Origin of the sequence: Bacillus sp. AFS023182, from assembly GCF_002560575.1 — a bacterium.
Lineage (GTDB): Bacteria > Bacillota > Bacilli > Bacillales > Bacillaceae_G > Bacillus_A > Bacillus_A arachidis.
Map to the genome: position 1 here is coordinate 201,771 of NZ_NTRO01000028.1, position 13,311 is coordinate 215,081.

The window sequence follows — 13,311 nt, forward strand, 5'->3', positions numbered from 1 at the left end:
AAAGAAAGCTGCTATAGCATAGTTATTAAACTGCGCTATAGCAGCTTTTTTGTCGTAATATAACGTTTCTTATATACGATACATATATTGATGGAAAACTTTTTTTGCCATGATTTACAGATTTGAAAAGGGCTTGTTCAAATAATAAATTGAGGTTAAAATTACATATTGTTAATGAAAAAATGGAGGAAATACATCATGGAATTGTTTCAGTTACCGAAAGCATTCCTGCAAATGAATACAATCTTTATCTCAATTTTAATTGAAGCACTACCATTTGTGCTAATTGGTGTATTTATTTCAGGATTCATTCAAATGTTTGTGACAGAAGATATGGTGGCAAAATGGATGCCAAAAAATCGATTTCTGTCTGTGTTATTAGCCACTTTTCTTGGCATGATGTTTCCAGGGTGTGAGTGTGGGATCGTTCCGATTGTAAGACGTCTAATTGGTAAAGGTGTTCCGCCATACGCTGGAATCGCATTTATGTTAACGGGTCCGATTATTAATCCGGTTGTATTATTTGCAACGTATGTTGCATTCGGAAGTAGCATGCATATGGTATGGTACCGTTCGATTGTAGCTATTGTTGTAGCGATTATTGTTGGAATTATATTATCATTTATGTTTAAAGATCATCAATTACGTGATGAGCATTTCCCAGAGGTGGATCATAAGCGTCCACTGCGTAAAAAAATGTGGGATGTTTGTACACATGCGGTTGAAGAGTTTTTCTCAATGGGAAAATACTTAGTAATGGGGGCATTAATTGCCGCTGCTGTTCAAACGTTTGTACAAACTTCAACGCTACTTTCTATAGGACAAGGACCGTTCTCTTCATCAGCTGTTATGATGGGACTTGCGTATATTTTATCACTATGTTCAGAGGCGGATGCTTTTATTGCATCGTCGTTCCAAAGTACATTTTCAACAGCATCACTTGTCGCGTTCCTCGTATATGGACCGATGGTGGATATTAAAAATATGTTTATGATGCTTGCGACATTTAAAACGAAATTTGTAATTGTTGTGATAGCTACAGTTACACTCGTGGTTTATGCAAGCTCACTACTCATTTATGCGATGGGGTGGTAGGTTATGTTTCGAGCGTATATTTTACTCGGGTTTACAATCTTAATTACGCAGCTTCATATTTCAGGTAATATAACAAAGTATATAAATATGAAGTACGCCTATTTATCAAAAACAGCAGCAATTATTTTAGGGTTTTTAACACTTATTCAAATCATTGTTGTTTTCCAAAAGGAACACCAAAAGGAGAAAGATCAGCACAATTGTGGTTGTAATCATAGTCATTGTGGACATGATCATTCAAAAGATGAAAATACATGGTGGAAACGGACTTTTGCGTATACATTATTTTGTTTTCCTATTATTTCAGGACTATTCTTTCCAATTGCGACATTAGATTCGGATATAGTTAAAACAAAAGGTTTTCATTTTCCTGTTGCGCAGGCAGAAAGCACAGATCCATTTATGACAAGGCAGTTTTTAAGACCCGATACGAGTATTTATTATGGAAAAGAAGGATATCGCGGTGTAATGGAAAAAGGGAAAAAAGAATATGTAACAAAAGATAGTATCGCTTTAAAGGATGAAGATTTCTTAAAAGGAATGGAGACAATCTATAATTATCCTGGTGAGTTTACAGGGAAGAAACTTTCTTTTAAAGGATTTGTCTTCCGCGATGATTCTGCAAAAAAAGAGCAATATTTCTTATTCCGCTTTGGTATTATTCATTGTGTAGCCGATTCAGGTGTATATGGAATGTTAGTGAAAAAGCCAGATGGGGTAGAGTGGAATAATGATGATTGGATTCAAGTAGAAGGGGAAATTTCAACTGAGTTTTATCAACCATTCCACGCAAATATTCCTGTTTTAGAAGTGGAAAAGTGGAATAAAGTTGAACAGCCGAAGGAACAATATGTATTTAGAGGAGCCGATTGATTATAATCGGTTCTTTTTTACATCCAGTTCGTTTATGTTAGCTATGAATCGTTTGTGTTTGGACAGGATTGCTGTTTTACGTGCAGAGCAACGTCATATTCAAAAAAAGAAAGTAAGAAAATTGCAACGGTATTAGCTTTATAAGTAAACTAGAATGAAAAGCGGACACCTAAATTTAGGTGTCCGCTTTTATAGTTTTTTCATCTACATATCGCTCTTAAGGGTAGCTAACTAGCAAAAGCAAGCAGCACCGACGATAATTAAGAGGATAAATAAGACGACAAGTAACGCGAATCCATTCCCATGTGCGAAGCCCATTGTTATTTCCTCCTTTTATTGTAAGATACAACATACAATATGCAAATTCACTTTTGTTTGACAGGGACATATATCACGAAACTGTGGATTTTTCTTGTATGTTAACGTAAAAAAAAGGAAACATATAGGAATAACAGCTTTTGAAGAAAGGGTTTTATCCATGAAAAAATGTATAGCTATTTTGTTATGCATCATAGGGATATCTATATGGATGACTATCGATCTAGAAATGGGGAAGAAAATGAATAGTGGACTTGAAATATCAAAATTTCGATATGGGAATTTTCAATTGTATACGAACGGGGAAGATTTGAATCGAAACTTGTTTGAAGATATAAATCGTGCTGAAAAATTTGTTTATCTTCATTTTTATATTGTAGGTAAAGATAAAGTAAGTCGTGATTTCTTACAGCTATTAGAGAAGAAAGCATCGAGTGGTGTAGATGTGAAATTATCAGTAGACCGCATTGGTGGCTATAAAATTAAGAAAAAAGTGATTCAGCAGTTAAAAGAAAAGGGTGTTAAATTTACTTTTAGTAAAAAGCCTAAATTTAAAAATCTGTTTTATTCACTACATCAACGTAATCATCGCCGTATTGCAGTGATTGATGGGAAAGTTTCTTATGTCGGCGGTTTTAATATTGGAGAGGAGTATCTTGGAAAGGATCCTAAATTCGGAAGATGGCGTGATTATCAACTGCGTATTCAAGGAGAGGGAGCAGTTGATATGGAACAAAAATTTGTAGAAGATTGGTACGAGGATACTGACGAAAAGCTTTCTTTGTACGAAGGGCCACCTCAGCAAGGGAAAGCAAAGTATCAATATGTATTTTCGAATGGGAAAGGGTTATGGCAGGAATACGGTGCATTCATAAAAGAGGCTAAAAAATCATTAATTATTGCAACGCCGTATTTTGTACCAAGTAAGGAAATGATGGATGGTTTACAAGAAGCATTGCAGCGCGGAGTGGCTGTAAAGATTCTAGTTCCCTTTAAAAGCGATGCCCTATTACTAAAACAAGCTGCTTACCCCCATTTAAAAAAGATGTTAGATGCTGGTGCAGAAATCTATCAATACCACAATGGCTTTTTTCATGGAAAGGTGACAATAATTGATGGTACAAGCGCTGATGTAGGAACAGCTAATTTTGATAATCGTAGCTTTTATATTAACATGGAGTCGGATTGTTTTATATATGATAAAGCAGTTGTAGCTGAAGTGTGGGGACGATTACAAGAGGATTTTCATGACTCTAAGCGTTTGACGGATAAAGATTTTGACAAAATTAGTAGCTGGGACTGGTTTTTAGCAAAGATAGCAAATGTTCTGGCTTTCTATTTATAGGCATATATTAGAAGGAAGGGGGAGCTATAATATGAGATGTATGGAAGAATTACTACAGTGTAGTTATGAAATGATTCATATGATGGGTGAGTATATGAACAAAGTGGAAGATGAAGAGCTAGGAGATATATTAAAACAGCATTTGCCCTATATTTTGCAAGCTTACAATGAACAAGTGAACTTTCAAGAAGGTGAAAATGTACAGCATATGATTTGCGAACAACTGAGGTCTCCCCTTATACAAAATGGTATACCGATGACTAATACAAGTAAGGGTGATACCGAAATTGCTATTTCCTATATCTCGAATTTAAAAAGATTAGCACTCAGATTTGCTCAAGTTGCTGTAGAAGTTGCAAATCCGGAATTTCGATCATTTTTGGAAAACTGTTTTGTTAAAATGAATCGTTATGCTTATAGCATATGGCAATATGTTGTGAAAAAAGAATATACAATAGAAAATATATATGCAGCCGAAAGGTTTGCATGGAATGAAAAACAAGACAGTGTATGAACTGTCTTGTTTTTTTGAAAAGAATTATAAGCTTTTTACCATTCCACCATCAACAAGGAAAGATTGCCCGGTCATATATGTATTTGCATCGGATGCAAGGAATGCAGCGAACGCTGCGAACTCGCTAGGGCGACCGTATCTTCCGAGAGGGATAATTGATTCATATTGTTTTTGAACGTCTTCTACTGTAATTCCGTGCTTTTCGGCAGCTGTTTCATCGAGAGAAGCGATGCGGTCTGTAGCGATACGTCCTGGGGCAATGGTATTAATTAGAATGTTATATGGGGCAAGCTCAGATGCTAACGTTTTTGCTAAGCCTGTAATACCGACGCGGAATGTATTCGATAATAGTAATCCGGGAATTGGCTCTTTAATAGAAGACGAAGCGATGTTAATAATTTTTCCGCCTTGTTCCTTCATATATGGGAGTACTTCACGAATCATACGTACGTAACTTAATAAATTGAGTTCAAATGAATTGTACCAATCTTCATCTGTTAATTGTTCAAATGTACCAGGCTTAGGACCGCCGGCATTGTTTACTAAAATATCAATTGTGCCAAAGTTTTGTACAGTATATTCTACCGCTTGTTTAATGCTTTCTTTATTTGTAACATCACAAACTGTATACATGGCAGTACCTTTATTAAGAGCGATCAATTCTTTTTGTAAAGATGCTAGCTTTTCCTCATTACGACTCAGTAGCATAACATTTGTACCTTCTTTTATAAGTTCTGTAGCAATCGCTTTTCCTAAACCTTGACTAGATGCGACAACTAGAGCAGTTTTTCCAGCTAATCCAAGTTCCATATATATCAACCTTTCTCTGTTATATTATTTTTATTATAAGCGAAAATGATTCAAAATAAAAAATAAACGCCTCCCTTGTCAGAAAATTTACAGAAATTTACCGTATCTTTACTTACTTCTCATATTTCCTTCAAAAAAGAGAAGTAATATGAGGTTGTACATATTCTATCAAAAGGGGGAAAAGCAAATGAATAAATGGGTTAAATCTTTAACTGTAATGGCACTTGCGAGCTCTTTATTTCTGGTAGGCTGTAATAATAGTGAGGATAAGAAAAAAGAAGAAGATACAACAACACAGCAAGATAAAAAGAAGGATCAAGAAACGAGCAAGGATAGTACTTCTTCAGATTCAAAGGAAAAAAAATAATATTTTGAATGATAGGGCTTCCTCATGTGTTGAGGAAGCTTTTTTAGTTGTATATTTTCCACTTTTGAGAAAAAATAGAGAGAAATAATAAGTAAGGAGTACGAGGATGAAAATATGTATATTTGGGGCAACTGGAAGAGTTGGCTCACAGTTAATGAAACTAGCATTACAAGATTTACATGATGTCACAGTATTAGTTCGTGACCAAAATAAGGTTGTGGAAAAACATAACAATCTATATATAGTAGAAGGAAATGTATTACAGGAAAATGATGTGAAAAAGGCGTTAAAGGGGGCGGATATCGTGTTAAGTGCTCTTGGGACTGATGGAAATAGAACATTATCGCATAGCATACCTACTATTATAAAACATATGGATAAAGAGGGAATAAACAGGATTATCACGATAGGAACAGCAGGTATTTTACAAGCTCGAACAAATCAGAAGATATATCGATTTCAATCGGAAGAATCAAAGAGAAAAACTACAACAGCTGCAGAAGATCATCTATCTGCTTATGTAGCTTTAAAAAATAGCGAGTTATGCTGGACAATTGTTTGTCCTACACATTTAATTGATGGAGAAGAAACGGGTATGTACCGCACGGAGGGGGAAATGCTACCACTGGACGGATCAAAAATTACGGTAGGAGATACGGCTCGTTTTACGTGGTCTTTAATAAATAAAAAAGTATATGAAAACACTCGTGTAGGTATTGCGTATTAAAAAACCATCCCTGAAAAGGGATGGTTAAAAAAGAATGTAACATACAAAAATGATAATCATAATAATTTGTAAAATCGCTTTTGCCACTGTACTGCTTAAAAAGCCGACGACTGTAGCAATTCCCACCATAAAAGCTTCTTTCGGTGTCTTTTTATGCAATATTTCTGTCATGAAAACAGACAGAAATGGAATGATAATGAGACCAAATGGCGGGAAGAAAAAGGAACCGACAATAATAGAGAGCATTCCCACACGTTCGCCCCATTTGGTACTTCCATATTTCTTTAAGAAATATCCATTTGCGATAAAATCAGCAACAAAAATAAAGATGGTAAAAATGATTTGAAGGATCCAAAAGCTTGTTGATAGCTCCCCGCTATTTATACCAAAATGATAAATGAGATATCCAGCCCATAGTGCGAGTATGCCAGGGATAATTGGATAAATAAAAGCAATAAATGATACGATGAAACATGCAATTATACAAAGTGTAAGAAAAATAGTCACTTTATATCTCCTTTTTACTATCTAGTTTATGTACAGCAACTTTCTTAATTTGATGCCCATCAATCTCTAATGCTTTGAATTGGAAACCAGCATATTCAATTGAATATCCAGCTTCAATATTTAAATCAATAGCTTGGGATAGAAGCCAGCCGCCAATTGTATCTAAATCACTTTCATCAATATGTAAACCAAACATATCATTTACTTCTGAAATGAGCACTTTTCCATCAAATACAGTAAGTTTTGGTGTGCGTTTTTCAATCATTGGTGGTTCATCTGCATCAAACTCATCTTGAATTTCACCAATAATTTCTTCAATAATATCTTCCATTGTTAATAGTCCAGCTGTCCCACCATATTCATCCACTACAATCGCCATTTGAACACGGTTTTTTTGGAGGTGGATTAATGTTTGACGAATTGGAACTGTTTCAAAGACAGTTAAGACGGGATGTATGTATGCTTCTAAAGGTTTGTGAATTCCCTTCGTTTGATCGTGAAAAATTTCTTTTGTATTTAGCATACCAATAATATCATCTTTATCTTTTTCTATTATCGGATAGCGTGTATATTTTTCAGATGCGATAATTTCCATATTTTCGGATAATGTATTTTCTGTAGATAAACAAATCATTTCTGTACGAGGTACCATAATTTCTTTGGCAACACGGTCATCAAACTCAAAAATATTGTTTACATATTTATATTCGGTTTGGTTAATTTCACCACTCTTAAAGCTTTCACCTAAAATAAGTCGTAATTCTTCTTCTGAGTGCGCAAGTTCATTTTCTTTTGCTGGTTCGAGGCCGAATAGTTTTGTAAAGGATACGGCTGTACTATTTAGTAACCAAATGAAAGGATACATGATTTTATCAAACCAGATGAGTGGTTTGGCAAATTTTAATGTAATTGCTTCAGCTTTTTGAATCGCAAAAGATTTTGGAACAAGTTCACCTAATACAACATGAAAAAAAGTAATAACACTAAAAGCGATGATGAAAGATAGCGTATTAGCCATCGCTCCAGTAATATTTATTTTTTCAAATAGTGGTCGTAGTAAGTGTTCAACAGTTGGTTCGCCAAGCCAACCAAGCCCTAAAGACGTGATGGTAATACCAAGCTGACAAGCTGATAAGTATACATCTAAGTTAGAAACAACGCTTCTGGCAGCTAGTGCTTGCTTATTTCCTTCATTTGCAAGCTGATCAATTCGGCTTTTTCGTACTTTTACAACTGCAAATTCAGATGCAACGAAAAAGCCAGAAATGAGGATAAGTACAAAAATGAGAAAAATATTTAATATGTCCAAGTGTGTTCTCTACTCCGAAGTTGGAATAAAGATGTCACCTCCTGCAAGTATGTTATACTTTTATAATAAATCGAAACGAAAATAATAGTCAAAGGAAATGAGTAAATATTGGGATGTTTTTCTAATCATTCATGAATTTGTTGGTATTTTACCCTGAATGAAAGAGGAATAACCCTCCATTTTAAGGAGGGGGATGGCTTATATCTTAATTATTTAATCATTGTTTTTGCAATAGCGTAAGTTTGATGTTTAGACTGGTTTGTTGTCCATACGGATTGAAGGAAGGAAAGAATGATATACGGAATATAAAGGAGTAACAGTCCAATTGTAACAACAGTTGGTGAACTTCCTCCAAATTGAATAATAAATTGTAGTAATCCTTTCGTATGAAAAATACATTCCATATAACAGAATGATAAAATAATGGAACTTAAAATAGATTTATGATTTGAAACGATTGCTATAAATAATGTATTAATGAGAAAAGATGAATCGCGTATAACATGTTCTTCCGTTTTATTTAAAAACGGGATCCATTTTTTAATTGCCTGTATAATGATAATCATTGATGTACTACATATGATGATGAGGGAAGAAAGGAATGGAATTGTTATGTACTTTGCGATGTGTAAAGAAATTAATACAATAGAACATTGTAATAAAACGGTACTGAATGAGTATGGAATCCAGCGCAATATAACAGTATACTTTTTTAATTGTTTTGGTACTTTTAAGAATAAATGTCCAATTGCTAGGCTAATGGAAAAACCAATTACGAGTGTGAATGTAAAGCGAACGATCGATAAAAAGTATACTTCCCATATATAAGGGAATAGAAGTGTAGATTGTCCAGAAACATGTAACACTCTAGTTGAGTTTATAATAGGTTGAGATGAGAAAAGAATAGATTCATGCATCCAATCAATCATGGGGATTGAAATGTGCGGAAAATGAGTGAAATTATAAAAAATCCCAAGTAAGCCTTTTAAATAAGAAGGCTCATGCGCTAATAATATAGCAGGAATCGGGCTTATGATAAGAATGATTAGAAGTCCAGCTAAAAAACGATACGTATAAGAACGAAATAATGAAGACATAATTGCTCACCTACTCTTTGAAAATTCAGAAAATTATTATTCTTATTCTAGCGTTTTTTTGAATAAGTTACAATATCTTTTTCTTTCCATATAGGTTCAGTGTAATAATTTGTGAATATTGCTTTTGTACAGAATAATAATCTACTAAATTTCTCAAAAAATGAATCATTCATGAACAAATAATGACAGTAGTATGAATAGTTTTCAGAAAAGTAAAATAAAATATTTATTTTTTTCTAAAAATATAATATAGTTAGGGCACAGAAAGTATTTTAACATAAGGAGGCTTTTTATGAGGATTAAAGGGAATTATGTACCAAAAAGAGAAGTTTTATATTGCTCCATATCATTAACAATAGGTGAAGCATTGGATCATTTAAATAAAACGGGTTATCGCTGTGTGCCTGTTTTAGATGAAAAGAAAGAGAAATTTTTAGGAAATGTATATAAAGTAGATATTTTAGAATATAAAGGTTCATTAGAGGATAATCTATCAGAATTATTAAATGATAAAGAGGGCTATGTGAGAGAAGACTCTTCTTTCTTTAAAGTGTTCTTTACAATTAAGAAACTACCATATTTGTCGGTTGTCGATGAGAAAGGAACATTTCTTGGAATCTTAACTCATAAAAAGGTATTTGAGCTATTAGAGGATGCATGGGGTGTTCATTCTAGTAAGTATTCTGTTATGGTGGGAACCCAAGATTATAATGGAGCGATTCAAAAACTATCTACGGTTTTGAAAAAGTATAGTGGTATCCAAAGTCTAATGACATTTGATAATGATGCATTGTTAATACGCAGAATTATGTTTACATTGGGTGAAGAGTTTAAAGTAGAAGAGTTAGAGACTTTATTAAAGGATTTAGAGGATCACGGATTTCGTGTTGTATATGTAGAAGAAATGAATAATCCACGTGAAGTGGAGACAATAGAATAGAAATGAAAAGCCATCTGTATAATTTGGATGGCTTTTCGTTATACATAAGAAAAGAAATGTTAATGTTATTTTAAAATAAAAAAATGAATGCGTACGTATTTATTTTTAAAATATTTTTCTAAAAGAATAATAGATGAAAAAGGTGTGCATACTATTTAACTTTCGGAAAATTCTATATAAAAAATATGTTTTTATTTTTCAACTAAATGTGTTACTATATTTGTGATAAAAGTAAAGAGGTCTGACAAGTTTCACTTCACGGTGTAATACTCTGATGATTTAAATATTCGAAAAAATCAAAAATATAAATCAGAGTAAAGAAGAAGGGGAAGTGGAGAAATTATGGAGAAAGACATTGCTTTTTTAGGGGCATACATAATCAACAGGAATAGAAAGGAGGATGCATAGCATATTGTGAAAGAGACAAAAACAATAGAGACATGCTATGCAAAAGAGAGATGAAGGGACGATTAAGGCCAGGAGACACGATAGCGATTGGTTTAATGTTGTTTGCATTATTTTTAGGAGCTGGAAATTTAATTTTCCCACCAGTATTAGGACAACAAGCTGGAGAAAATGTTTGGATTGCCACCATTGGATTCCTTGTAACAGGAGTCGGACTCCCCCTATTAGCTGTAACTGCTGTCGCTTTTGTAGAAGGGGACTTGAAAGCGTTATCCTCTAGAGTACACCCTATATTTGCGTTTATTTTCCCACTGGTTAGTTATTTAGCGATTGGACCATTCTTTGCAATCCCGCGAACAGGAGCGGTTTCTTTTGAAATGGGAATGAAGCCATTTCTACCAGAAGCGTTTGTGTCAGAGTGGTATATGCTGTTTCTTTACACGGTAGTTTTCTTTGGGGTAACTTGGTATTTATCACTAAACCCATCAAAATTAATTGACTGGTTTGGAAAGTTTCTTACTCCGTTATTAGTATTAATTGTTGCTATAATTGTTGGGAAAGCGATTATCGATCCAATTGGGGCACCTGCTGCACCGTTAGATGCATATAAAGATAATGCGTTTTTCGGTGGATTTATTCAAGGATATTTAACAATGGATGCTATTAGTGCACTTGTATTTGGAATCGTTGTGGTACAAGTTATTCGTTCAAAAGGAATAAAAGAGAGCAGACAAATTGCAAAAACGACAATTGTATCAGGAATTATTGCTGTACTAGGTTTAACGTTAATTTATTTATCACTCGCGTATCTCGGCTCAACAAGTACATCACTTGGCGTTTCTGATAATGGAGGTCTTATTTTAACGAAAGTTGTAAACGAGCTATATGGCACGAGTGGCAAAATATTATTAGGCCTTGTTATTACACTTGCTTGTTTAACAACGTCAGTTGGGCTCGCATCAGCATGTGCGGGATTTTTTACAAACTTATTCCCAAAAGTATCACATAAAATGGTTGTAACATTGGTATGTGTGTTTAGTTTAGTTGTATCCAACCTAGGGTTAACACAGCTTATTGCTGTAACATTACCAGTATTGATGATTATTTATCCTGTTGCAATCGTATTAATTGTATTGTCTTATTTCCATAAATGGATCGGACAGCGAAATACAATATATATCGGTGCGATTTTAGGTGCACTAGTTATTAGTTTATTTAACGGTTTAGAAAGTGCAAATATTAAGTTTGATGTAATAACAAATGTCCTGCAAATGCTTCCTTTATATAAGGAAGGAATTGGTTGGTTACTGCCATCATGTGTTGGCGGAGTTATCGGTTATTTTCTATATAGACCAAAAGAATCAGGTGAGTTGCAAAAGAAAGGTGCTTAGGTATCTTTCTTTTTTTAGAGGGAATTTGTATGTTTTGTCTAAATGGTAATTTTGGAGGGAGAATACAATGGCTAATTTTGAAGACTTTTTACAGTTAGATTTACGTATTGGCACGATACAAAAGGCAGAAGAGTTTAAAGAAGCGCGCGTACCTGCAATTAAGCTTGAAATCGACTTTGGTGAACTTGGTATGAAACAATCCAGCGCTCAAATAACAAAGAGGTATATACCAGAAGAGCTAATTGGGAAACAGGTTGTAGCTGTCGTGAACTTCCCGCCCAAGCGTGTTGCAGGCTATAAATCAGAAGTACTTGTGCTAGGTGGAGTTCCAGAACAAGGGGATGTAATCTTATTGCAGCCTGATATAGAAGTCCCAAATGGAACATCTATTAGTTAAATAGGAGGGGACAGGGATGGAAGTTGGAAAAGCTTATTTAGAATGTGCTGTTTCAAACTTTAAGGCGATTCAAAAACAAGGGGAACGGACATTTTCACAGTTATCATACGAACAAATCAGTTGGATACCTCATGAAGAAGCAAACAGTATTGCTATTATAGTCAAACATTTGCAGGGGAATATGCGATCGAGATGGACAGATTTTTTAACGACAGATGGTGAAAAATTAGATCGGAACCGTGATGGTGAATTTGAAGGCGGTTATGCTTCAAAAGAAGAGATGTTAGTAGCGTGGAGGGATGGTTGGGGTTATGTTTTTCAAGCGCTGCAATCATTAACTCCGCAAGATCTTTTAAAAAGCGTTCATATAAGGGGAGAAGCACAAAGTGTTATGCAAGCAATTGAAAGGCAAATCACTCATTATGCATCACATATCGGACAAATTATTTATGTTGGAAAATTGCTGAAGGGAAAAGAGTGGGAATGTTTAAGTATTCCCAAAGGGCAGTCTAATCGTTATCTTCAAAAGTGACGTTCAATATAATAATAAGAAATAAAACGATATAGAACGGGCACTAAAAAAATAATCCAAATGACTGATGGTTCTGTTATTGTTAAAATAGTGCCTATAGCGAGAGTATACCAAATGAAATATATTCCAAATAGCGTATTAATAGGAATAAAGTTAGAAAAGAAAAATTGTTGATTAAAACAAGCATTGTGAAATAAGTACATGCGTACGTAAAGCATTGTAGTAATAAGATCTTGCTTTCTGACAATTTTTTTCTGACATTTATGACATATAAAAGTTATTTTCATTCATACACTCCATTTAAAAATAAGATTATGACTTTCTTAAATTTGTTATTAGTTTATAAATAAGGAGATATAAAGAATATACTCCTACATAAGCTCCGGTAATGAGAAATAATGGGTTCAATAAAATAGCGTGAATCGTTGTCATAAATACTAAGCCGTGCAGTACAACATCATATATGTTAAAAGCAATTAGTATACCCAGTATATATAATGAAAGGTACGCGCAAATATCTAAGAAAGCATGGATTTTAGGGTGTACTGCAAATAATAAAAAAACACATGATAAAACAATAGGCATGATACCTATAATTAGCTTCAATTCATTTCACCTCTAAGACAATATTGCCCAAATTTAGGCGGTCTATTCTCGATAGCTTGTACATAAGTTGGAACAGAG

At 34.1% G+C, this 13,311-nt stretch carries 17 protein-coding genes; 10 read left to right on the forward strand and 7 right to left on the reverse strand.

Annotation, left to right across the window (positions count from 1 at the left end; genetic code table 11):
• The first annotated feature begins 198 nt into the window (after positions 1 to 198).
• A complete protein-coding gene (locus CN288_RS15510; protein ID WP_026592234.1) occupies positions 199 to 1,095 on the forward strand; it encodes a permease in 897 nt (298 codons plus the stop codon).
• 3 nt (positions 1,096 to 1,098) lie between these two features.
• Entirely contained in the window at positions 1,099 to 1,968 is an 870-nt protein-coding gene (locus CN288_RS15515) for a TIGR03943 family putative permease subunit (RefSeq protein WP_026592233.1), read from the forward strand.
• A gap of 231 nt (positions 1,969 to 2,199) precedes the next feature.
• On the opposite strand, the gene CN288_RS15520 is transcribed toward CN288_RS15515, so the two are convergent.
• Complete coding sequence (locus CN288_RS15520; protein ID WP_000505094.1) at positions 2,200 to 2,286, reverse strand: YjcZ family sporulation protein; 87 nt, start codon at positions 2,284 to 2,286, stop codon at positions 2,200 to 2,202.
• A gap of 160 nt (positions 2,287 to 2,446) precedes the next feature.
• Here CN288_RS15520 and cls point away from each other — a divergent pair, with 160 nt between their 5' ends.
• Together cls and CN288_RS15530 are read left to right on the forward strand one after the other, a co-directional pair.
• Complete coding sequence (gene cls, locus CN288_RS15525) at positions 2,447 to 3,631, forward strand: cardiolipin synthase (RefSeq protein ID WP_026592232.1); 1,185 nt, start codon at positions 2,447 to 2,449, stop codon at positions 3,629 to 3,631.
• A 31-nt stretch (positions 3,632 to 3,662) separates the two neighbouring features.
• The gene (locus CN288_RS15530) at positions 3,663 to 4,145 is read left to right on the forward strand and encodes a spore coat protein (protein ID WP_026592231.1); all 483 of its coding nucleotides are present in this window, start codon (positions 3,663 to 3,665) and stop codon (positions 4,143 to 4,145) included.
• 24 nt (positions 4,146 to 4,169) lie between these two features.
• On the opposite strand, the gene CN288_RS15535 is transcribed toward CN288_RS15530, so the two are convergent.
• Positions 4,170 to 4,955 (reverse strand): SDR family oxidoreductase, encoded by a 786-nt coding sequence (locus CN288_RS15535; RefSeq protein WP_026592230.1) that lies wholly within the window; start codon positions 4,953 to 4,955, stop codon positions 4,170 to 4,172.
• A gap of 187 nt (positions 4,956 to 5,142) precedes the next feature.
• Here CN288_RS15535 and CN288_RS15540 point away from each other — a divergent pair, with 187 nt between their 5' ends.
• Both CN288_RS15540 and CN288_RS15545 read left to right on the forward strand, forming a co-directional pair.
• On the forward strand, positions 5,143 to 5,322 hold the full coding sequence (locus CN288_RS15540) for a hypothetical protein (protein WP_026592229.1): 180 nt from the start codon (positions 5,143 to 5,145) through the stop codon (positions 5,320 to 5,322).
• 106 nt (positions 5,323 to 5,428) lie between these two features.
• On the forward strand, positions 5,429 to 6,049 hold the full coding sequence (locus CN288_RS15545) for an NAD(P)-dependent oxidoreductase (protein ID WP_026592228.1): 621 nt from the start codon (positions 5,429 to 5,431) through the stop codon (positions 6,047 to 6,049).
• Between the two features lie 24 nt (positions 6,050 to 6,073).
• Here CN288_RS15545 and CN288_RS15550 read toward each other — a convergent pair whose 3' ends face one another.
• The 3 genes from CN288_RS15550 to CN288_RS15560 all read right to left on the reverse strand — a co-directional run bounded on the left by CN288_RS15550 (position 6,074) and on the right by CN288_RS15560 (position 8,962).
• Positions 6,074 to 6,556: a DUF456 domain-containing protein gene (locus CN288_RS15550; RefSeq protein WP_026592227.1), complete on the reverse strand. Its 483-nt coding sequence runs from the start codon at positions 6,554 to 6,556 to the stop codon at positions 6,074 to 6,076.
• A 1-nt stretch (position 6,557) separates the two neighbouring features.
• Positions 6,558 to 7,865 carry a hemolysin family protein gene (locus tag CN288_RS15555; protein WP_026592226.1) on the reverse strand — a complete coding sequence of 436 codons (1,308 nt, stop codon included), beginning with the start codon at positions 7,863 to 7,865 and terminating at the stop codon, positions 6,558 to 6,560.
• Positions 7,866 to 8,074: 209 nt separating this feature from the next.
• A complete protein-coding gene (locus CN288_RS15560) occupies positions 8,075 to 8,962 on the reverse strand; it encodes a hypothetical protein (RefSeq protein WP_090688701.1) in 888 nt (295 codons plus the stop codon).
• 292 nt (positions 8,963 to 9,254) lie between these two features.
• Between CN288_RS15560 and cbpA the strand changes: the two genes are divergently transcribed.
• From cbpA to CN288_RS15580, 4 genes are all read left to right on the forward strand, one after another.
• The gene (gene cbpA / locus CN288_RS15565) at positions 9,255 to 9,902 is read left to right on the forward strand and encodes a cyclic di-AMP binding protein CbpA (RefSeq protein WP_026592224.1); all 648 of its coding nucleotides are present in this window, start codon (positions 9,255 to 9,257) and stop codon (positions 9,900 to 9,902) included.
• Positions 9,903 to 10,360: 458 nt separating this feature from the next.
• On the forward strand, positions 10,361 to 11,698 hold the full coding sequence (gene brnQ4, locus CN288_RS15570) for a branched-chain amino acid transport system II carrier protein BrnQ4 (RefSeq protein WP_026592223.1): 1,338 nt from the start codon (positions 10,361 to 10,363) through the stop codon (positions 11,696 to 11,698).
• A gap of 67 nt (positions 11,699 to 11,765) precedes the next feature.
• Positions 11,766 to 12,095, forward strand: coding sequence for a chaperone CsaA (gene csaA / locus CN288_RS15575; protein ID WP_026592222.1), 330 nt, complete (start codon positions 11,766 to 11,768; stop codon positions 12,093 to 12,095).
• 16 nt (positions 12,096 to 12,111) lie between these two features.
• Entirely contained in the window at positions 12,112 to 12,627 is a 516-nt protein-coding gene (locus CN288_RS15580; RefSeq protein WP_026592221.1) for a DUF1572 family protein, read from the forward strand.
• Here the strand turns inward: CN288_RS15580 and CN288_RS29635 are convergent.
• Positions 12,618 to 12,914 (reverse strand): permease, encoded by a 297-nt coding sequence (locus CN288_RS29635; RefSeq protein WP_255259987.1) that lies wholly within the window; start codon positions 12,912 to 12,914, stop codon positions 12,618 to 12,620. The genes CN288_RS15580 and CN288_RS29635 overlap by 10 nt on opposite strands.
• A 25-nt stretch (positions 12,915 to 12,939) precedes the next feature.
• On the reverse strand, positions 12,940 to 13,233 hold the full coding sequence (locus tag CN288_RS15585; RefSeq protein ID WP_098302581.1) for a hypothetical protein: 294 nt from the start codon (positions 13,231 to 13,233) through the stop codon (positions 12,940 to 12,942).
• Between the last annotated feature and the right edge of the window lie 78 nt (positions 13,234 to 13,311).